The sequence below is a fragment of the Phyllobacterium sp. MT110 genome (assembly GCF_058792715.1).
The window spans coordinates 1-18,602 of the sequence record NZ_JBXAFE010000001.1; the positions used below are offsets into that span (position 1 = coordinate 1).

An 18,602-nucleotide genomic window follows, 5' to 3' on the forward strand; every position below is an offset into this window, starting at 1 on the left:
GGCGAAGCTGACACCGGTGCAGGTGAAAATCAGCAGGCCGCGGATCCACAAAGGCGGAGGAGTCTGGCCTTTCGGCGCTTCATAGAGCGCTTTGTTTTTGATCAGCAGCCGCATTGCCAGCAGCAGCAGGGCAGCCATGCCGAAGCCGACGAGCGGCGAAATCAGCAGCGACATGCCGACTTCCGTGGCCTTCGACCAGTCGACGCCGCTGGTGGCAGTGCCTGTCGGGGCCAGGAACTGATTGGCGAGACCGACGCCGACGATCGAACCGATCAGCGTGTGCGAGCTGGAGGCAGGCAGGCCCAGATACCAGGTGCCGAGGTTCCACAGAATGGCGGCGGTCAACAGCGAAAACACCATGGCAAGACCGGCGCTCGAACCGACCTGCATGATCAGTTCCACCGGCAGAAGCGAGATGATACCGAAGGCAACGGCGCCGCTTGCGGTCATGACCCCAAGAAAATTGAAAATGCCCGACCAGATCACGGCGATCTCGGCGGGCAGCGAATTCGTATAGATCACCGTTGCAACGGCATTGGCGGTGTCGTGAAAACCGTTGACGAATTCAAAGCCCAGGGCCGTAACCAGTGCAAGCCCCAGAAGAATCCACGGCACGGCGACCGAGCTGGTCAAATCCTGGGTGAGTGAATATCCAACATAAAAAAGGCCGCCGATCAGGATGGCGACCACCGCATAATTAGGCCAATTGCCTAAATTGCTTGGTTTGTCGAGCGGGTGTTCGTCTTTCAACAGACGTGTGTCAGTCGCATTGCTTACCGTCATCAGAAAATCCCCAGTATTTGCTTCAAACACTAGGGGGAACGCTAAGGCCGGCGCGTGAACTCTTGATGACAACTTGCGCGCGGACGTTTGAGCGTCTAACGCTTGAGACAGATAAAAACTATGGAAACGCCATGCATAAGGTTGTCATAAGTGGTACCGGTGTCTTTACGCCGGAACTCTCCATCAGCAATGCCGAACTCGTTGAAGCATTCAACAGCTATGCCGCGCGGCAGAACGAAATCCATGCCGATGAGATTGCGGCAGGCACGCGCGCACCGATGACGATGTCCGCGGAAGACTTCATCGTCCGCGCATCGGGGATCGAGCGGCGCTACGTGCTCAACAAGTCGGGAATTCTCGATCCGGCGATCATGCATCCTGTCCTGCCGGAGCGCAGTGACGATGAACTGTCAGTCATGGCCGAAATGGCGGTCAAGGCGGCAACCGCGGCGCTGGCCAAGGCTGGCCGAACCGCTGCCGACGTGGATGCCGTGATCTGCGCCGCGTCCAATCACGAGCGCCCCTATCCGGCGATTGCCATCGAGGTGCAGGAAGCGCTCGGGATACAGGGTTTCGGCTTCGACATGAACGTTGCCTGTTCGTCGGCGACATTCGGCATTCAGGCGGCTGCCGACATGATCCGCTCGGGGTCAGCCCGTGCCATCCTCATGGTCAACCCGGAGATTTGCTCCGCCCATCTCGAATGGCGTGACCGCGACTGTCATTTCATTTTCGGCGATGTCTGCACCGCAGTGCTGCTGGAGCGCGACGACCTCGCAACCGCATCGGACCGGTTCGAGATCATCTCGACCCGCTGCCTGACCCAGTTCTCCAACAATATCCGCAACAATAACGGGTTCCTGCGCCGCACGCGCGAGGGCCACATGACAGACCGCCGCGACATGCTGTTCCGCCAGGAAGGCCGCAAGGTGTTCAAGCAGGTCGTGCCGATCGTTTCCGACCTGATCCTTACCCACCTTGCCGACGAGAATATCGCACCGGCGCATCTGTCGAGGCTCTGGCTGCATCAGGCCAACAAGGGCATGAACGATCTGATCGGCTCGAAGGTGCTGGGGCGTGAACCGGAAGCGGGAGAACAGCCGAACATCCTGCAGGACTATGCCAATACGTCCTCTGCAGGCTCGATCATCGCCTTCTCCCAATATTCCGACGACCTTGCACCGGGCAGTCTTGGCGTCATCTGCTCCTTCGGTGCCGGCTATTCCGTCGGCAGCGTGATTGTGAGGAAGGTGTAGCTTGGCGGCATCAGAGCCTGTCACCACGGCGAAAACGTTGCGGCCCGATCCGTCGGAGTTCCAGTCAGGTGATTTTGTGTGGCCGAAGAAGCCGGGCGTTATCGTTCCCTATTCCGCGTCCTACGCGCCTGACATGCGGCAGATTCCAACTGATTTTTACGACAGGCAAAAGTTCGAAGCCGAGAAGAGCGCTTATCTGGAGCAGGTAGCAAAATCCGATCCGGATTTCGCCGCATCGCAAGAAGACCGGCTCAATCGGCTGAGTTTTGAAGCGTTCGCCAGACAATATCACGGGTCGCAAACCCTGAACGCGGCGTCATTGGGGACGGGATCGATCGTCTACGTTGGACATGTGGCTATCCTCGAAATTTGCGATGGCGCGCCGTTTGTGATTGAGGCAGTCTCGGGCCAAGGCGTGATCAGGCATTCCTATGAAGACTGGCTTGCTTCCCGCCCGGGCGAAGAAGTATGGCATGGCCGCGTTGACGACTTGTCGAAAGAGCAGCGGTCCGAAATCCCAGCTGAAGCAAAAAAATATCTTGGCCGCCCCTATGAATTCTTCAATCTGGATTTGAACGACGATTCCGGTTTCTATTGTTCGAAACTCGTTTGGCTGGCCATTTTCCGCAGCCTGCAATTTGCCATCGATGACGATCCGCAGAGCGAGAGATTTTTCTGGTTCTCTCCCAAGCAGTTGATGAATGCCAGGCGAGTCCAGCTTCTCTACAGTCCCGGAAGCTATCTGGACAACTGAGGCTTGTTTGCAAGCGAATATCGCTCGGCATCCCTGATTTCAGACAGGTGAACAAGTGCCGCCGCCGCTTTGCCCGCCGCCTCGACATAGCTGGCATCGCGATGGACAAGCATGATGGAAAAGGCCCCGTCCATCAGCAGCACGATCTGCCGGGCGAGGCCTTGCGGCTCTTCCACGCCGGCTGTTGCCAGAACATCCGCCAGCCACGCCTCGAATTTCTTCTTGTGCGCGGAACCGACCTTGATGGCCGGGTGGCCGGGCATGTTGGCCAGTTCGGCAGCTGTCCGCAGGAAACCGCAGCCCTTCCATTTTTTGTGCCGCGCAGCCCTGGCCAGATGGGTGAAGATCGCTTCGACCTTGTCCGCAATCGTGCCGTCCGCCGCGTTGAACCACTTGGCAAACAGCGCGAGATTGGGATGGTCGCGCGATTGGAGATAGGCGGCAACCAGATCGTCCTTGCTCTTGAAATGATAGTACAGCGTCCGCTTTGTGAGCTCCGCCGCTTCCGCAACGGCATCCACGCTGACAGCACGAATGCCCTCCGCATAGAACAGGCGGCTGGCAGCATCGAGAATGCGGTCGCGGGTCGGGTCGGACGTCTTTGGCATGACGAAAAAGTATACTAACCAGTGAATATACACAATGCGCACGGAGCATTACATCTTCGGCCTTGATCCTTCCCAGTGAAAGGCAAAATCGATGTCCGATCCCGTGCTCTTCGAAATCAAAGGCAATATCGCGTTTCTGACCCTGAACCGGCCGGAAAAGCTCAATGCCCTAAACTACGCAACCAATGATCTGCTGCTGCAGCTTCTCGATCGCATCGAGGATGATCCCGGCATCCGCGCCGTCATTCTGACAGGCGCAGGCGACCGGGCATTTTCGGCGGGCGGAGACATTCATGAATTCTCGCAAAGCATAGGCGAGGGCATCGATATCGCCGTCAGGGCGTTCGTGCGGCGGGGGCAGGCGATGACCGCGCGCATGGAGGCGTTTCGCAAGCCGATCATTGCTGCCGTCAATGGCATTGCCTTCGGCGGCGGTTGTGAAATCACCGAGGCAGCGCATCTGGCCGTTGCGAGCGAGCGGGCCGTGTTTGCCAAGCCTGAAATCAATATCGGCATCCCGCCAACCTTTGGCGGTACCCAGCGCCTGCCGCGCCTCGCCGGCCGCAAGCGCGCGCTGGAACTGTTGTTGACCGGCGATACCTTTTCAGCGGCGAGAGCCCTGGAACTCGGGCTTGTCAATAAAGTGGTTCCCCACGAAGACCTGCTTCCCGCAGCGCTTGAGCTTGCCGGACGTATTCTGCGTCATTCCCCGGTGGTGGCTGCGGGCATCATCACCGCCGTAACACGCGGGCTGAACATGCCCATCGGCGAGGGGCTGCAGATGGAAAGCGAACAGTTTGCCCGTGTCGCCGCCTCGCACGATACGCGGGAAGGGTTGAATGCCTGGATCGGGCGGCGGGCGCCCGTGTACCGGGGAAATTAGCTGGGATTCAGATCCGGTCCATCAGGGCATACCAGCTGAGTGCCAGAAACAGCAGCGGCGCGCGGAAGGTGCGCCCGCCCGGAAAGGCCGGTACTTTCAGCTCTTCCAGCAGTTTCAGGCGGTCGCGGTTGCCGGCGACAGTCTCGGCATAGAGCTTGCCGACATAGTTCGACAGCATCACGCCATGACCGGAATAGCCGCCCGCCGAAATGACGTTGGGCATGACTTCGCGCACGAAAGGCTGCCGGGGCAGGGTGATGCCGACGGAGCCGCCCCAGGCCTGCGTGATTTCCACGTCGGCGAGTGCCGGATAAATCTCGGCGATCTGCCGGCGGATATGGGTGCTGATATCAAGCGGATTGTCTGCGGTATAGGCTTCCCGTCCGCCGAACAGCAGCCGCCCATCCTTGGAGCGGCGGAAATAGCGCACGACAAAGCGCGAGTCATCGACGCTTTCACCGCCGGGCAGGACCGGACTGTTTTCGCCAAGCGGAACGGTGGCGCCGATAAAGGAACGGATTGGCATGACATGCGAAGCGCTGACCGGTTCAAGATTGCCGCCATAGGCGTTGACCGCGATCAGGCATTTGGCGGCCGTCACGTTGCCTTTGGCCGTTGCCACCGTCACCCGTCCGTTCTGCGAGGTGATGCCGGTAACTCTTGTATTCTCGTGAAGATGGGCCCCGGCCCGGGCTGCTGCTTGTGCCGTGCCAACCACAAGTTTCATCGGCTGGATATGACCGGTGCCCGCATCGTAGACGCCGCCGAGATAGCGCGTGGAGCCGAGGCGTTCCGCTGTCTCCGCCGCATCCATGTAATGAATGTGCGGATAGCCGAAACGGGTTGCCATCAGTTCCGCGTGGGCGCGGTAATCTTTCAGATAGCGCTTCTTGTGCACAACGGACATTTGCCCCGGCACGAATTCGATGTCGATCTTGTGCGTGTCGGCGAACTGCAGAAGGTGCGCCTTCGCCTCTTCGGCAAGGTCGAACAGCGCCTTGGCGCGGGTAAAGCCATACTGTCCTTCCAGCTCCTCCGCCCAGGCGCGCTGCCCGGTACCGAGCTGACCGCCATTGCGCCCGGAGGCGCCGTCACCGAAACGGTAGGCTTCCAGCAGGACGACGTCGACGCCCGCCGAGGCGAGGTGAACGGCGGCGGAAAGGCCGGTAAAGCCGCCGCCCACGATGACAACGTCGGCGGTGCGCGAACCGTCCAGTGCCGGATATTCGGTGCGATCCGCAATGGTCGACTCATACCAGGAGACGCCGGGGGAAATCGGGGATTGGTAGGGCATGTTATGAAGCAATCTTGTTTGCTGGCTTGCTGCAAGGCCATAGTGCGTGGTTCGACAAGCTCACCATGAGGGAAAGGTATTGGCTGCAATTCCGATTCTGCAGGCCTTCCTCTTCCTCATGGTGAGCTTGTCGAACCACGCACAGTGCTCCTGCAACCAAAGCAACCTCGCTCAAATCAGACGTTCAACAGCAGATATTCACGCTCCCACGGACTGATAACCTCCATGAAAGTCTCGAATTCTGCACGCTTGATGGCTGCGTAGGTGATGGCAAAGGACTGTCCCAGCATGGCCGTCAGGTCCTTGTCCTGCTCGAACAATATGGTCGCCTCGATCAGCCCCCGCGGCAGTTCGATGAGGTTGTCATTGACCGTTGTCGACGCAGGCGCATCCGGCTCGATCCGGTTGTTCATGCCGAGCAGGCCGCAGGCGAGCGACGCCGCCAGGGCAAGATAGGGATTGGCGTCGGACGACGGAATGCGGTTTTCCACACGCCGGGCATTGGGATCCGAACGCGGCACGCGGAAGGCCGTCGTGCGGTTGTCATAGCCCCATTTGACATTGACCGGCGCAGAAGCCGCCGGTGTCAGCCGCCGGTATGAATTCACGTAAGGCGCGAACATGACCAGAGAGGCCGGAACGTGCTTCTGCATGCCGCCGATGAAGTGGCGGAAGGCCTCGCTTTCACTGCCGTCGGGATTGGAAAACACGTTGCGCCCGGTCTTCTTGTCGACGATCGACTGGTGGATATGCATAGCCGATCCGGGCTGGCCCTGGATGGGCTTGGCCATGAAGGTTGCATACATATCGTGCTTCAGCGCCGCTTCGCGGATGGTGCGCTTGAACAGGAACACCTGGTCCGCAAGCTCGACGGGATCGCCATGGCGCAGGTTGATTTCCAGCTGTGCCGCACCCTCTTCATGGATCAGCGTGTCGATCTCCAGGCCCTGACCCTCGGAGAAATGATAGATATCGTCGATCAGCTCGTCGAACTCGTTGACGCCGGCGATGGAATAGCCCTGGCCACCGCCAATCGCCCGGCCGGACCGGCCGACAGGCGGGGTCAGCGGATAATCGGGATCGGGGTTCTTCTTGACGAGATAGAACTCGATTTCGGGCGCGACGACAGGCTTCAGGCCCTTCTTGTTGTAGGCGGCAACAACGCGCTTGAGCACGTTGCGCGGGGTGAATTCCACCGCGGCGCCATCCTTGTTCACGAGGTCGCAAATGACCTGTGCCGTGGGATCGCTCTCCCAGGGCACGACGGAAAGGGTCGACAAATCCGGCATCAGTTTGAGGTCGCCGTCGTCTTCCGGATAAGAGAAGCCATAGCCGTCTTCGGGATAGTCACCGGAAATCGTCGCCATGAACACGGCGGAAGGCAGCGCCAAGGATGTATTGGAGGTGAATTTCTTCGACGGCATCATCTTGCCGCGGGCAACGCCCGCCTGATCGGGAGTGATGCATTCGATGTCTTCGATATCCCGCCAGGCCAGCCACTCGGAAGCTTCACGCCAGTTTTTTACGCCGCGTGTGGCTTTGACATAGGCAGGCGTGCGCCGCCGCGTTGAGGTCCGTGCGGGTTTCTTCTCAGGGGTTTCAGAAGGCATCAATCACCAGAATTTATTGCGGTTTTCGGATGATAGATCAAAACTCATCGCTATGGGAAGGCTGGCACGAGAAAATTGTGGTCGTGTTTTTTGCCGTCAAAAACCAAAACCGTCCGCAATCGCTTGTGGACGGTGCAAAGGTACGAAGCTGAACTCTATGCGGCGTGTTTCGGCGTAACAGCAAGCTGCACACCCAGCGCCTTCAGGACGCCAAGCAAGGTGGTCAGCTTGGGATCGCCCTTGGCGCTCAGCGTTTTGTACAGGGCTTCCCGCGTGACACCTGCTTCCCTGGCAATTTGTGTCATGCCTTTTGCGCGGGCAACGATTCCAAGGGCGTCGGCAATATAGCTTGCATCGCCTGTTTCAAATGCGTCGCTCAAGAGTTCGGCCTGTGACTCCGGCGTATCGAAATAGCGCGCCGGGTCGAAGGGGGTTGTCCTGATCGTCATTTTTCTTTCTCCAAATCCGCAGCGAGAGCTTTAGCCTTCCGGATGTCTTTCTGCTGGCTACTTTTGTCGCCACCGCACAGAAGAATGATCAACACCGTTCCATGCTGGACAAAATAAAGGCGATAGCCGGGGCCGTGGTGAAGACGAAGCTCGCTGACACCCTCGCCGACAGGCTGCACGTCGCCGCTGTGCCCATGCCGAAAACGCACAATCCTTTGCGCTATCATATGCCTGGCGTGCCTGTCCTTCAGGCGATCCAGCCAATCCGCGAAGACCTGTGTTTGACGTATCTCAAGCATGTAATAATTAGATTACAAATGCGATGACGTCAATCAATCCAGACTTTCGGCTAATTCGCCGTCAAAAACCAAAACCGTCCGCAATCGCTTGCGGACGGTTCAGCGCGCCGTGCTGGTTCCAGACCGAAACCAGAGAAGGCCACGGTGAGCTATTGCCGGGTGACGACCACCGGGATCAGCAGGTCGCCCCAGTTGCCGTCGCCGCCGTGGTGGCGGGCGGAGCGGACCAGCTCCACGGACACGCCGGCATCCACTGCCTTCATGACGGATTGGTTGAGGCGATGCAGATCATTCGCGACCATGCGAATGACAGCCTGCTGGTCTGCATTCATGGCCGATGATTGCTCCTCGGCCCGTTCCTTCACGCGTGTCTGCGGTGCCATGATGATGCTCCTTGTTTCTGGCGTTGCAGTGGGCGGTCCCTGTGACTGCCCGGGGTGGACCGGCGGCATGTAAGGGCCTCGCCGGCGGTCCGGATTGGGTGCCTGTTACTCGGCTGCCGGACGGAACTGTGCCGTCTCGGTCGATTCCTTCATGGCCGTTGTCGACGACTGACCGCCCGTGATGGCCAGCGAGACCGCATCGAAATAGCCCGTTCCAACCTCGCGCTGGTGCTTGGTGGCGGTGTAGCCGTTTACCTCGGCGGCGAATTCCGCTTCCTGCAGCTCCGAATAGGCGGACATCTGACGTTCCTTGTAGCCGCGGGCCAGCTCGAACATGCCGAAGTTGAGCTGATGGAACCCGGCCAGCGTGATGAACTGGAACTTGTAGCCCATCGCACCCAGCTCGCGCTGGAACTTGGCAATCGTCGCTTCGTCCAGATGCTTCTTCCAGTTGAACGACGGCGAGCAGTTGTAGGCGAGCAGCTTGTTCGGATGTTGCTTGCGCACGCCTTCGGCAAAACGCTTGGCCTGTTCGAGATCCGGCTTCGACGTCTCGCACCAGATCAGGTCCGCATGCGGCGCATAGGCGATCGCCCGGGCGATGCAGGAGTCGAGACCGTTCTTGACCTGATAGAAGCCTTCCGTGGTCCGTCCGGCATCATAATCGACGAATGGGCGGTCGCGCTCGTCAATATCCGAGGTCAGAAGCTTTGCGGCTTCCGCATCCGTGCGGGCGATGACCAGTGTCGGCGTTCCCATGACGTCGGCAGCAAGCCGCGCGGCATTCAGGTTGCGGATATGGGCAGCGGTCGGGATCAGAACCTTGCCGCCGAGATGGCCGCACTTCTTTTCCGATGCCAGCTGGTCCTCATAATGCACGCCCGCAGCGCCAGCCTCGATGAAAGCCTTCATGATCTCGAAGGCATTGAGCGGGCCGCCGAAGCCGGCTTCCGCGTCGGCAACGATCGGTGCGAACCATGTATCGACTGACAGACCCTTGCCTTCTGCGGTTTCGATCTGGTCGGCGCGCTGCAGCGTCTTGTTTATGCGTTTCGCAAGCTCCGGCGCAGCGTTTGCAGGGTACAGTGACTGGTCAGGATACATGGCGGAAGCGGTATTGGCGTCGGCTGCAACCTGCCAGCCGGAGAGATAAATCGCCTTAAGGCCCGCACGCACCATCTGCATCGCCTGGTTGCCCGACAGAGCGCCAAGGGCATTGACGAAGCCGTCTTCGTGGATGAGCTGCCACAGTCGGTTGGCGCCGTTTTCAGCAAGAGTATATTTGATCTGAACCGAACCGCGCAGTTTTTTGACATCGTCAGGCGTATAGGGACGTTCAATACCATCGAACCGACCTCCCGGAGCATTGGGTACGAGATTGTAAAAATCAGTCATTATCTTTCTCCAGCTTCTGTTGACGCGATCGCAGACAGGTCGTTTGGGAGTTTCGATGGCTGCGTTCATGTGACTGAATTTACATTGCGATGCAGTAATTCCAATAAATATCGCCGTAATTGGCGGATTTATCGAGTTAGCATGTCGCTGCTTTGACAAATAAGATTTGTAAATCTGTAAATTTTGTAATATTGGTTGATTGCCTGAAATTGTGTAAATTTTGTCAATATTGCTGACTTGAGGAGTGGAAATGGCTGAAGGCAAGATATTCGCCGGTCCCCGCATCCGGCGCATCCGCAACGAGCAGGGGCTGACGCAGACGGCCATGGCCGAAGCGCTGGGCATTTCGCCGTCCTACCTCAATCTCATCGAGCGCAACCAGCGTCCGCTGACGGTGCAGCTGCTGTTGAAGCTGTCATCGACCTACAAGATCGAACTCGATACGCTGCAGGTCGAAACCGGCTCGTCCATGGCGGCACTGAAAGAAGTGTTTTCCGATCCCTTGCTCAATGGTGAATTGCCCGGCGACCAGGAGCTGATCGAGATCGGCGATGCCGCACCCAATGCGGCGGCTGGTGTCATCAAGCTTTATCGTGCCTACCGGGAATCGCTGGAGCGCCTGTCCGACCTCTCGGGAATGCTGGCAAAGGAAGGGCATGTGCCGTCGCTGTCGGCGACGCGTTTGCCGCTCAGCGAAGTGCGCGAAGTGCTGGAGCGCAAGCCCAATCATTTTGCCCGCATTGAAGGGGAGGTCGACAGCTTCATCCATCTGATCAAGCCGGGCGATGATCTCTCAGGCGCCTTGAAGGCATGGCTGAAAAGCGAGCACGGAATCACGGTGCGCGTCCTGCCGGTCGCGACCATGCCGAACTGGCGGCGGCGCTATGACCGCCATTCGCAGCGCCTGTTCATCTCGGAACGGCTGTCGCCATTCGATCAATTGCGCGAGCTGGCCATCGAGGCGGTGCTCATCCGCATGCAGGTGGTCATCGCGGCGGAGATCCAGGAGCTGAAGCTATCCTCCGACGAAGCGCGCCGCATCGCCCGGTTCGAGCTCGCCCGTTATGCCGCTCAGGCCCTGATGATGCCGTATCAGGCATTCCAGACCGCCGCCCTGCGCGCCCGCTATGATGTCGACGTGCTGCGCTCGCGTTTCAATGTCTCCTTCGAGCAGGCGGCCAACCGGTTGACGACCCTGCAAAGACAGGGGGCTGCGGGCATTCCGTTCTTCATGCTGGAGGTGGATCATGCGGGCAACCGTTTCCGCCGGGCCGGGGCGCAGGGCTATCCGCAGTCGCGCTTCGGCGGCGAGTGTCCAAAGCTGGCGGTGCATGCCGCCTTTGCCCAGCCGGGGCAGATTCTGGTCGAAGCCATCGAGATGCCGGGTGGCGCTGAATTCATGACCATTGCCCGCACGCTTGAGGGGCCGCAAGGCAGTTTCAATGAACGCCCGCGGCGCACGGCGATCCTGCTCGGCTGCGATATCGGTTTCGCCGATGAAACGGTTTATGGCGCTGCGCTCGGCGGCAGGAATATTGGTGCGACGCCGGTCGGTCCGGCCTGCCGTCTCTGCGAGCGGTCCGCCTGTCTTTCGCGTGCCGAGCCGCCGGTCACCCGTCCGCTGGGGCTGGATGAGATGGTGACGGGTCTCAGTGCCTTCGATTTTCAATGATGCCGCTGGATTTGCGCGCGAAAACGATGCAGAAAGCGACAATCTCCAGTCGTTTCCCAAACTCACCGCAGATTTGAAATTTGGCATTGTACCCGCATGAGTGTTTCGTCCGTCCCGCTGCCGCCGGTTGCTGCGCCCGATCCCGCCAAGAGCGCGTCGGAGACCGCGGTCGGCTGTCTGCTGGTTGCAGGCTCGGCAATCGCCTGGAGTACGGGCGGCGCTCTGACCCGTTTTCTTGAAACCACGGATAACTGGACCGTGGTGTTCTGGCGGTCCGTATTCGCCGGGCTTTTCCTTTTGTGTTTCATGCTGGTTCGCGATGGTCCGCACGGAACGTTGCGGCTGTTCCGCAACATGGGGCTGGCCGGGGTGGGCGTCGGCATCTGTTTTGCCATCGCGTCGTCCTGCTTCATCGTTGCCCTGTCCTACACGACGGTTGCCAATGTCCTGCTGCTCCAGGCGGCGGTGCCGCTGCTGGCGGCGCTGATTTCCTGGGCGCTCTTTCGCGAAAGGGTCAGCCTTGCAACCTGGGGTGCTATTGCCGTGGTGATCGCCGGCGTTGCCATCATGGTTTCCGATTCGCTGGATGGCGCAGTTTCCCCCATCGGCGACCTTCTCGCCTTGCTGATTGCCATCGCCTTTGCGTCCGCCACGGTGATCACGCGGCGCAAGGCGCACCTGCGCATGACACCCGCGGTTTTTCTCGGCGTGGTGATGGCCGCCTGTGCGGCCTCGGTGATGAGCGGATCATTCTCGGCGAGCGCGCGGGATTTCGGTTTCCTGTTTGCTCTTGGGGCCGTCAATCTTGGTCTCGGCCTTGCCCTTTTCGTCAGTGGCGCCCGTCTTATCCCCTCGGCGCTCGCCGCATTGATCGGAACGCTCGAGCCCGTGCTCGGGCCCGTCTGGGTCTGGCTTTTGCACAATGAAGTCCCGACGCAGCGCACCATCATCGGCGGCGGTATCATCCTTTGTGCGTTGCTCTTTCATCTGGGCTGGGAATACCGGCGCCAGCGTGCGGCTTTGACACGAAAGCCACCAGCCTGACGCCGTGCGCCAAAATGCTGCGATCAAAATTGCGTTGATCTGCAACTTTAGATGAGGGAGTTGCTGCAACCCTGTTGACGAAGTGATCGCAATCTAAAAAGGTAGGGGAAATTTGGGAACCCCTGGCACGGCTGAAAGATCAGGTGCCAGCAGCATGGAGGCATTTTATGGGTATCAAATCCATCCTTTTAACGGCCACTTTCGCCCTTGGGCTTGCCACGGCAGCCGGCGCGCAGGAACGCGTTGTCAATGTCTACAACTGGTCCGATTATATTGATGACAGCATCCTGGCTGACTTCACCAAGGAAACGGGCATCAAGGTTGTCTATGATACCTTCGACTCCAATGAAATCCTCGAAACCAAGCTGCTGGCAGGTGGAACCGGTTACGACGTCGTCGTGCCGACCGCATCCTTCCTGCAACGCCAGATTGCCGCCGGTGTGTTCCAGAAGCTCGACAAGTCGAAGCTGCCGAACCTGAAGAACATGTGGGATGTGATCAACCAGCGCATTGAAAAATACGATCCGGGCAATCTGTATGCCGTCGACTATATGTGGGGCACCACGGGCCTTGGCTATAATGTCGACAAGATGAAGGAAATTCTCGGATCGGATGCGCGTCCGAACTGGGACATCCTGTTCAAACCGGAAATGGCGGCCAAGTTCAAGGATTGCGGTGTCCATGTGCTTGATTCTGCCTCGGATGTCCTGCCGTCCACGCTGGCCTATCTCGGCCTCGATCCGGACAGCAAGAATCCCGACGATCTCGCCAAGGGCGCAGACCTGTTGACAGCGGTTCGCCCGTCGATCCGCAAGTTCCATTCGTCGGAATACATCAATGCACTCGCTGCCGGCGATATCTGTCTGGCACTCGGCTATTCCGGCGACATCCTGCAGGCCAAGTCGCGTGCGGAAAAGGCCAATGCTGGTGTGAAGCTGGACTACGCCATTCCGTCGCAGGGTGCGCAGATGTGGTTTGACGTGATGGCCATCCCTGCCGATGCACCGCATGTGGCCGAAGCCCACGAGTTCATCAACTACATCATGCGTCCGGAAGTTGCAGCGAAGGCCTCGAACTTCGTGTCCTATGCCAATGGCAACAAGGCCTCGCAGGAATTCATCGACAAGGCCATTCTGGAAAATCCGTCGGTCTATCCGGATGCGGCCACATTGGCCAAGCTCTTTACCGTGACGCCTTACGATACGAAAACGCAGCGAACCGTCACGCGGCTCTGGACCAAAGTGGTAACAGGCCAGTAAATCTCGAGAAAACCCCGGCAGAAAATGCCGGGGTTTTTAACGTCAAGACCAAAATGCCGGGGCAATCATGAAATCACTGGGAAGCTTTCGCCGTAAATTCGCACCTTGGAATGATCCTGAAGCAAAACCCTATATTTCCTTCGAGAATGTAACCAAAAAGTTTGGTGACTTTACCGCTGTCGATGACTTGTCCCTGACGATCTACGATCGTGAATTCTTTGCCCTTCTCGGCGCATCCGGCTGCGGCAAGTCCACGCTCCTGCGCATGCTGGCCGGATTTGAAGAACCGACCTCGGGCCGTATCCTGCTTGACGGCCAGGATATGCGCGGCATCCCGCCCTACAAGCGGCCTGTGAACATGATGTTCCAGTCCTATGCCCTGTTCCCGCACATGACGGTCGAGGGCAACATCGCTTTCGGTCTGAAGCAGGATGGCATGCCGAAGAATGAAATCGACGCGCGTGTTGCGGAAATGCTCAAGCTGGTCAAGCTAGAGCAGTTCGCCAAACGCAAGCCGCATCAGCTGTCCGGCGGCCAGCGTCAGCGCGTGGCGCTTGCCCGCTGCGTTGCCAAACGGCCAAAGGTCCTGCTGCTGGACGAACCGTTGGGGGCGCTCGACAAGAAGCTGCGTGAAGAAACGCAGTTCGAGCTGATGGACCTGCAGATGAAGCTTGGCCTGACCTTCGTCGTCGTGACGCACGACCAGGAGGAGGCCATGACCATGGCCGATCGTATCGCCGTCATGGACAAGGGCAAAGTCAAGCAGGTGGCAACGCCCGCGGAAGTCTACGAAGCCCCGAATTCCAAATTTGTGGCGGATTTCATCGGCAATGTGAACATGTTCGAAGGTACGGCCTCGACAGTGATGCCCGGCAAGGTCGACATCGATGTCCCGGCCGACAGGATCACCATTCGCACGGATGCAACGCGCGACTGCTCCACCGGCCAGTCCGTCGGGTTTGCCATCCGCCCGGAGAAAATTCGCCTCAGCCGTAAGGAACCGGCAAACACTGCCGTCAACGCGGCGCATGGCGAACTCTACGATATCGCCTATTTCGGCGACATGACGGTTTTCCACGTCCGGCTTGAAAGTGGCCGGATCATCAAGGCAGCCAGTTTGAACGCGGTGCGCACGGTCGAAGACCCGCTTGGCTATGACGACAAGGTCTGGGTCAATTTCGATACCGACGCCGGCATTCTGTTGACGGCTTAGGGGGCTGCCATGCAAAAACTGATCGCGTCCGTCGTCAGCCGCCTCGTCATCAGCGTTCCCTATCTGTGGATGCTGATTTTCTTCCTCATCCCGTTCATAATCGTTTTCAAGATTTCACTCTCGCAAGTGACGATGGCGATACCTCCCTATACGCCGACGATTGATGTCTGGGCGGGCTGGCAGGGGCTGGTCAACAGCGTGTCGCAGTTCTCCTGGGACAATTATACCTTCCTCGGCAGCGATCCGCTCTATGTCAAAGCCTATCTGTCCAGCGTGATCATTGCCGCCATTTCGACATTCCTGACGCTGCTGGTGGGCTATCCCATCGCCTACGGCATGGCACGCGCGCCAGCCACCGTCCGGTCAACCCTACTGATGCTGGTGATCCTGCCCTTCTGGACAAGCTTCCTTATCCGCGTCTATGCGTGGATCGGTATTCTCAAGCCAGAGGGGCTGCTCAACCAGTTTCTTATGTGGGCCAATGTCATCCACACGCCCCTGAACATTCTCAACACCAATACCGCGGTGCTGATCGGCATTGTCTATTCCTATCTGCCGTTCCTGGTGCTTCCGATCTATTCGACGCTGGAAAAGATGGATTATTCCCTGGTCGAGGCGGCGGAGGATCTTGGCTGCCCGCCCATCACCGCCTTCTGGAAAATCACGTTCCCGCTGTCGCTGCCCGGCGTTGTCGCCGGATGTTTCCTTGTCTTCATTCCGGCCGTCGGGGAATTCGTTATTCCCGATCTTCTCGGCGGGTCGGAGACATTGATGATCGGCAAAACCCTGTGGAACGAGTTCTCCGCCAACCGTGACTGGCCGCTGTCTTCCGCGGTCGCCGTGGTTCTGCTGGCGCTGCTCGTCGTGCCCATCGTGCTGTTCCAGCGGTCGGAAGCCAAAGCCCAGGAAAGCGAGAAGTGACATGAACACCACCTGGTCCCGCTTCAATATCGTCTCGCTGGTCATCGGTTTCGCGTTCCTGTACCTGCCGATCGTGCTGCTGGTTGTCTTCTCGTTCAATGAATCCCGCCTCGTCACAGTCTGGGCCGGCTTCTCGACCAAATGGTATGTGTCGCTGTTCAACAACAAGAGCTTTATCGATGCGGCGTGGGTGACCATCCGCGTCGGGTTGATCTCGGCGACCTTCGCGACAATCCTCGGAACGCTTGGTGCCCTCGCACTCACCCGCTATACGCGTTTCCGGGGGCGGATGCTGTTTTCAGCGATGATCTATGCGCCGCTGGTCATGCCCGAAGTCATCACCGGCCTGTCGCTGCTCCTGCTGTTCGTGGCCATTGGCTTTGACCGGGGTATCTGGACCGTCACGCTCGCCCACATCACATTCACCATGTGTTTCGTGGCCGTCGTGGTGCAGTCGCGCCTGGTCACGTTCGACCGTTCGCTCGAAGAGGCGGCCATGGATCTCGGCGCGACGCCGGTCACCACCTTCTTCAAGGTTACCCTGCCGGTGATCATGCCGGCGGTGGTATCCGGCTGGATGCTTGCCTTCACGCTGTCGCTCGATGATCTCGTGATTTCAAGCTTCACTTCGGGTCCCGGTGCCACCACCCTGCCGATGCGCATTTATTCGCAGGTGCGTCTCGGGGTGACGCCGGAGATCAATGCCGCCTGTACGATCCTGATCGCCGTCGTCGCGGTGGGGGTGGTGATCGCGTCGATTGCCAACAAGCGCCGCGAGGTGCAGAAGGCGCGGGACGAGCAGGCCGCTGCCCGTCACTAACCTCTCGATGCACTAATTTGCCGGTGCGATGATCGGCGAGATAAACGGATTGTCCCAGGAACCGCCGATAAAGAAGCGCGTGTGATTGAATACTGGCGCAGGCTTCTGCTCGGCGGGTGCGGCTTGAGCCGTCGCGTCAGCGGGCGCTGGAGCAGGGGCTGGCGTTGCCGCTGGGGCGGGTGCAGGTGCCGCGGCAGGAACAGGCACCGCATAGTCGCCCGTCAAGGCCAGGCTCTTACCGATAAGGGTGACAATGCCGGCAAAGCTCAGCACACCGGATTTCATCTGGACTTGCGCGGTCTCGAGGGCCGCCACGCCGTCCATGATATTGGCCTTGATCTCCATCCGGTCGAATGCCAGCCAGGCGTCGGTTTTTTCATTCAGGCTGAAAAACCGGTCCGTTTTGGCCCGGTTGAGCAGGTTGTTGAAATCGATGCTTTTGATCTGCCCCGTGCCGAAGCGCATGCTGAGGGTGCCTTTGGCGTTCTCCATGGCCGATGACCACCGGGTGATCGGTCCCTTGAGAACGAGAGACATCGTGCCTTTGCCGAGCTCGAACCGGTTGCCAAGCCCCAGCAGCGGGGCGATGGCCGCGCTGTTCACATCCGTGCCGTTGAGACGCAGTTCACCCGTGGCGCCGCCATCGCCTTCTTCGGCCAGCTGGAAACTTGCGGCGATGGAGCCGTTGAAGGCTGCGGCCTCGCCGATGTCGAAAATGGCCCGGCCGTTGCGAACCTGCGCGGTTGCGGCAACATTCGTCAGATTGACCGAGCCTGCCGTGGCCTTTTGCGTGGAGACGCGCAGGTCCACATTGGCCTGCTTGAGGAAGCGGGTATCGATAACCGCATTGGCGTTGGCCGACCCGTCGGGCAGCGGCATGAAGCCTGATAGCACGGAGCGGAGGTCAAGCGTCTCGAAGGCGAGCGTGCCGGTGATGCTTGGCGTTCCGTCGTTCAGGACGATTTCAATGCCGCCCTTTGCCGGATTGTTGTTCAGCGTTGCCGTCAAACCGTCGAGCTTCATGCGGTTGGCTGAGCCGGAAACCGTGGCGTCGAGGGCGAAGCTGCCAATCGGCGCGCCGGGAATGGATGGGGTCTTCGACCATTCCAGCGTCCGGCGCAGGGACGGGGAGGTCAGCGACAGGGTGCCCTGAAAGAACTGGTTCTTGGCAATATTGGCCGAGCCGTTGAAAGCAAGGGTGAGCGGCGTCGATGTCAGGTTCACCTGCAGCGGGCTGGTGCCGCCGGCCAGCAGCAGCAGCGCCTTGCTGGCGGAGCTGTCGATCTCGGTTTCCTCGCCATGCCAGATGGCATTGCCGCGGAAACTGGCGACGCCCGAGGTCTGCGGCCATTCAAAAACGCCGCTGATGCTGGAAATCTGCTCTTCCGACCCGTTGAGCGGCCGCTTGAACGTCACCATCGCATCTTCAAGCCGGATGCGTCCGAACGGCTGCGACGACACATTGCTCATATCCGGTTTTGCCGGATTGGCCTCGATGGCAGCCCGTGCCTCGCGCATGACGTCGCCGATGCGCCCGTCGGTTTTTGCCAGGGATTCGCCGATCTGCGACAGGCTCTTGATCGGCTCGTCGATGACAAAACGCGGCCGGATAATAGTTGTCTCGGTGAATTCCGTCCGGCCCATCAGCGCGGAAAGCAGCGACAGATCGACTTCGATGCGTTCCGCCTTCATGAAGGGCGTGCCTTCACTCTGCCAGGGATTGCGGATGGTCACGTCGGCGAGCGAGGCGGAAAAGACCGGAAAGAACGAAATTTGCGGCGTCTGCCGCGATTCGACACTGTAGCCGGTCCAGTTGCTGAGTTCCTGAATGAGCCGGGCACGGATGACATCCGTGCTGACGAGATAGGGAATAGCGGCGAGAAGTCCCGCGGCAACGAGAGCCAATGCGATGATTGTCGCGAATATGTTCCTCGGCCGGTACCAGGACATGAATATTCC

General features: G+C 59.2%; 18 protein-coding genes. 9 read left to right on the forward strand and 9 right to left on the reverse strand.

The window, feature by feature from the left end:
• A partial coding sequence (locus AC1Q5O_RS00005; RefSeq protein ID WP_492561498.1) for an inorganic phosphate transporter occupies positions 1–783 on the reverse strand: 783 nt, incomplete at its 3' end.
• 131 nt (positions 784–914) lie between these two features.
• Here AC1Q5O_RS00005 and AC1Q5O_RS00010 point away from each other — a divergent pair.
• Together AC1Q5O_RS00010 and AC1Q5O_RS00015 are read left to right on the forward strand one after the other, a co-directional pair.
• Positions 915–2,039: a beta-ketoacyl-ACP synthase III gene (locus AC1Q5O_RS00010; RefSeq protein WP_492561499.1), complete on the forward strand. Its 1,125-nt coding sequence runs from the start codon at positions 915–917 to the stop codon at positions 2,037–2,039.
• Position 2,040: 1 nt separating this feature from the next.
• Positions 2,041–2,793, forward strand: coding sequence for a YiiX/YebB-like N1pC/P60 family cysteine hydrolase (locus AC1Q5O_RS00015; protein ID WP_492561500.1), 753 nt, complete (start codon positions 2,041–2,043; stop codon positions 2,791–2,793).
• Here the strand turns inward: AC1Q5O_RS00015 and AC1Q5O_RS00020 are convergent.
• A complete protein-coding gene (locus AC1Q5O_RS00020; RefSeq protein WP_492561501.1) occupies positions 2,778–3,401 on the reverse strand; it encodes a TetR/AcrR family transcriptional regulator in 624 nt (207 codons plus the stop codon). The genes AC1Q5O_RS00015 and AC1Q5O_RS00020 overlap by 16 nt on opposite strands.
• 91 nt (positions 3,402–3,492) lie before the next feature.
• Between AC1Q5O_RS00020 and AC1Q5O_RS00025 the strand changes: the two genes are divergently transcribed.
• Positions 3,493–4,284, forward strand: coding sequence for a crotonase/enoyl-CoA hydratase family protein (locus tag AC1Q5O_RS00025; RefSeq protein ID WP_492561502.1), 792 nt, complete (start codon positions 3,493–3,495; stop codon positions 4,282–4,284).
• Positions 4,285–4,291: 7 nt separating this feature from the next.
• On the opposite strand, the gene AC1Q5O_RS00030 is transcribed toward AC1Q5O_RS00025, so the two are convergent.
• From AC1Q5O_RS00030 to aceA, 6 genes are all read right to left on the reverse strand, one after another.
• A complete protein-coding gene (locus AC1Q5O_RS00030; RefSeq protein WP_492561503.1) occupies positions 4,292–5,578 on the reverse strand; it encodes an NAD(P)/FAD-dependent oxidoreductase in 1,287 nt (428 codons plus the stop codon).
• Between the two features lie 176 nt (positions 5,579–5,754).
• Entirely contained in the window at positions 5,755–7,188 is a 1,434-nt protein-coding gene (locus tag AC1Q5O_RS00035) for a glutamine synthetase family protein (protein ID WP_105736357.1), read from the reverse strand.
• 155 nt (positions 7,189–7,343) lie between these two features.
• Positions 7,344–7,637 carry an addiction module antidote protein gene (locus AC1Q5O_RS00040; protein WP_288192023.1) on the reverse strand — a complete coding sequence of 98 codons (294 nt, stop codon included), beginning with the start codon at positions 7,635–7,637 and terminating at the stop codon, positions 7,344–7,346.
• Positions 7,634–7,936 carry a type II toxin-antitoxin system RelE/ParE family toxin gene (locus AC1Q5O_RS00045; protein WP_492561504.1) on the reverse strand — a complete coding sequence of 101 codons (303 nt, stop codon included), beginning with the start codon at positions 7,934–7,936 and terminating at the stop codon, positions 7,634–7,636. The genes AC1Q5O_RS00040 and AC1Q5O_RS00045 overlap by 4 nt, the downstream gene beginning before the upstream one ends.
• A gap of 149 nt (positions 7,937–8,085) precedes the next feature.
• Positions 8,086–8,319 (reverse strand): SMc00767 family acetate metabolism repressor, encoded by a 234-nt coding sequence (locus AC1Q5O_RS00050; protein WP_027230260.1) that lies wholly within the window; start codon positions 8,317–8,319, stop codon positions 8,086–8,088.
• Positions 8,320–8,424: 105 nt separating this feature from the next.
• Positions 8,425–9,714, reverse strand: a complete 1,290-nt coding sequence (gene aceA, locus AC1Q5O_RS00055) for an isocitrate lyase (protein WP_492561505.1) — start codon at positions 9,712–9,714, stop codon at positions 8,425–8,427.
• 250 nt (positions 9,715–9,964) lie between these two features.
• On the opposite strand from aceA, the gene AC1Q5O_RS00060 reads away from it, so the two are divergent.
• From AC1Q5O_RS00060 to AC1Q5O_RS00085, 6 genes are all read left to right on the forward strand, one after another.
• On the forward strand, positions 9,965–11,386 hold the full coding sequence (locus AC1Q5O_RS00060) for a helix-turn-helix domain-containing protein (protein ID WP_492561506.1): 1,422 nt from the start codon (positions 9,965–9,967) through the stop codon (positions 11,384–11,386).
• A gap of 96 nt (positions 11,387–11,482) precedes the next feature.
• The gene (locus AC1Q5O_RS00065) at positions 11,483–12,430 is read left to right on the forward strand and encodes a DMT family transporter (protein WP_492561507.1); all 948 of its coding nucleotides are present in this window, start codon (positions 11,483–11,485) and stop codon (positions 12,428–12,430) included.
• Positions 12,431–12,597: 167 nt separating this feature from the next.
• Positions 12,598–13,689: a polyamine ABC transporter substrate-binding protein gene (locus AC1Q5O_RS00070; RefSeq protein ID WP_464662775.1), complete on the forward strand. Its 1,092-nt coding sequence runs from the start codon at positions 12,598–12,600 to the stop codon at positions 13,687–13,689.
• Between the two features lie 67 nt (positions 13,690–13,756).
• The gene (locus AC1Q5O_RS00075; protein ID WP_426136737.1) at positions 13,757–14,902 is read left to right on the forward strand and encodes an ABC transporter ATP-binding protein; all 1,146 of its coding nucleotides are present in this window, start codon (positions 13,757–13,759) and stop codon (positions 14,900–14,902) included.
• Between the two features lie 9 nt (positions 14,903–14,911).
• Complete coding sequence (locus tag AC1Q5O_RS00080) at positions 14,912–15,823, forward strand: ABC transporter permease subunit (protein WP_492561508.1); 912 nt, start codon at positions 14,912–14,914, stop codon at positions 15,821–15,823.
• 1 nt (position 15,824) lies between these two features.
• On the forward strand, positions 15,825–16,643 hold the full coding sequence (locus AC1Q5O_RS00085; RefSeq protein ID WP_223611740.1) for an ABC transporter permease: 819 nt from the start codon (positions 15,825–15,827) through the stop codon (positions 16,641–16,643).
• A 12-nt stretch (positions 16,644–16,655) separates the two neighbouring features.
• Here AC1Q5O_RS00085 and AC1Q5O_RS00090 read toward each other — a convergent pair whose 3' ends face one another.
• A complete protein-coding gene (locus AC1Q5O_RS00090; protein ID WP_492561509.1) occupies positions 16,656–18,593 on the reverse strand; it encodes an AsmA family protein in 1,938 nt (645 codons plus the stop codon).
• Positions 18,594–18,602: the final 9 nt, after the last annotated feature.

Excerpts from the sequence above, each read along its gene's own strand:
- AC1Q5O_RS00025 (WP_492561502.1), top strand. The coding sequence starts at position 3,493 with ATGTCCGATCCCGTGCTCTTCGAAATCAAAGGCAATATCGCGTTTCTG.
- AC1Q5O_RS00030 (WP_492561503.1), bottom strand. The coding sequence starts at position 5,578 with ATGCCCTACCAATCCCCGATTTCCCCCGGCGTCTCCTGGTATGAGTCG.
- AC1Q5O_RS00090 (WP_492561509.1), bottom strand. The coding sequence starts at position 18,593 with ATGTCCTGGTACCGGCCGAGGAACATATTCGCGACAATCATCGCATTG.
- AC1Q5O_RS00040 (WP_288192023.1), bottom strand. The coding sequence starts at position 7,637 with ATGACGATCAGGACAACCCCCTTCGACCCGGCGCGCTATTTCGATACG.
- AC1Q5O_RS00080 (WP_492561508.1), top strand. The coding sequence starts at position 14,912 with ATGCAAAAACTGATCGCGTCCGTCGTCAGCCGCCTCGTCATCAGCGTT.
- AC1Q5O_RS00065 (WP_492561507.1), top strand. The coding sequence starts at position 11,483 with ATGAGTGTTTCGTCCGTCCCGCTGCCGCCGGTTGCTGCGCCCGATCCC.
- AC1Q5O_RS00070 (WP_464662775.1), top strand. The coding sequence starts at position 12,598 with ATGGGTATCAAATCCATCCTTTTAACGGCCACTTTCGCCCTTGGGCTT.
- aceA (WP_492561505.1), bottom strand. The coding sequence starts at position 9,714 with ATGACTGATTTTTACAATCTCGTACCCAATGCTCCGGGAGGTCGGTTC.
- AC1Q5O_RS00020 (WP_492561501.1), bottom strand. The coding sequence starts at position 3,401 with ATGCCAAAGACGTCCGACCCGACCCGCGACCGCATTCTCGATGCTGCC.
- AC1Q5O_RS00060 (WP_492561506.1), top strand. The coding sequence starts at position 9,965 with ATGGCTGAAGGCAAGATATTCGCCGGTCCCCGCATCCGGCGCATCCGC.
- AC1Q5O_RS00010 (WP_492561499.1), top strand. The coding sequence starts at position 915 with ATGCATAAGGTTGTCATAAGTGGTACCGGTGTCTTTACGCCGGAACTC.
- AC1Q5O_RS00075 (WP_426136737.1), top strand. The coding sequence starts at position 13,757 with ATGAAATCACTGGGAAGCTTTCGCCGTAAATTCGCACCTTGGAATGAT.
- AC1Q5O_RS00035 (WP_105736357.1), bottom strand. The coding sequence starts at position 7,188 with ATGCCTTCTGAAACCCCTGAGAAGAAACCCGCACGGACCTCAACGCGG.
- AC1Q5O_RS00050 (WP_027230260.1), bottom strand. The coding sequence starts at position 8,319 with ATGGCACCGCAGACACGCGTGAAGGAACGGGCCGAGGAGCAATCATCG.
- AC1Q5O_RS00045 (WP_492561504.1), bottom strand. The coding sequence starts at position 7,936 with ATGCTTGAGATACGTCAAACACAGGTCTTCGCGGATTGGCTGGATCGC.
- AC1Q5O_RS00085 (WP_223611740.1), top strand. The coding sequence starts at position 15,825 with ATGAACACCACCTGGTCCCGCTTCAATATCGTCTCGCTGGTCATCGGT.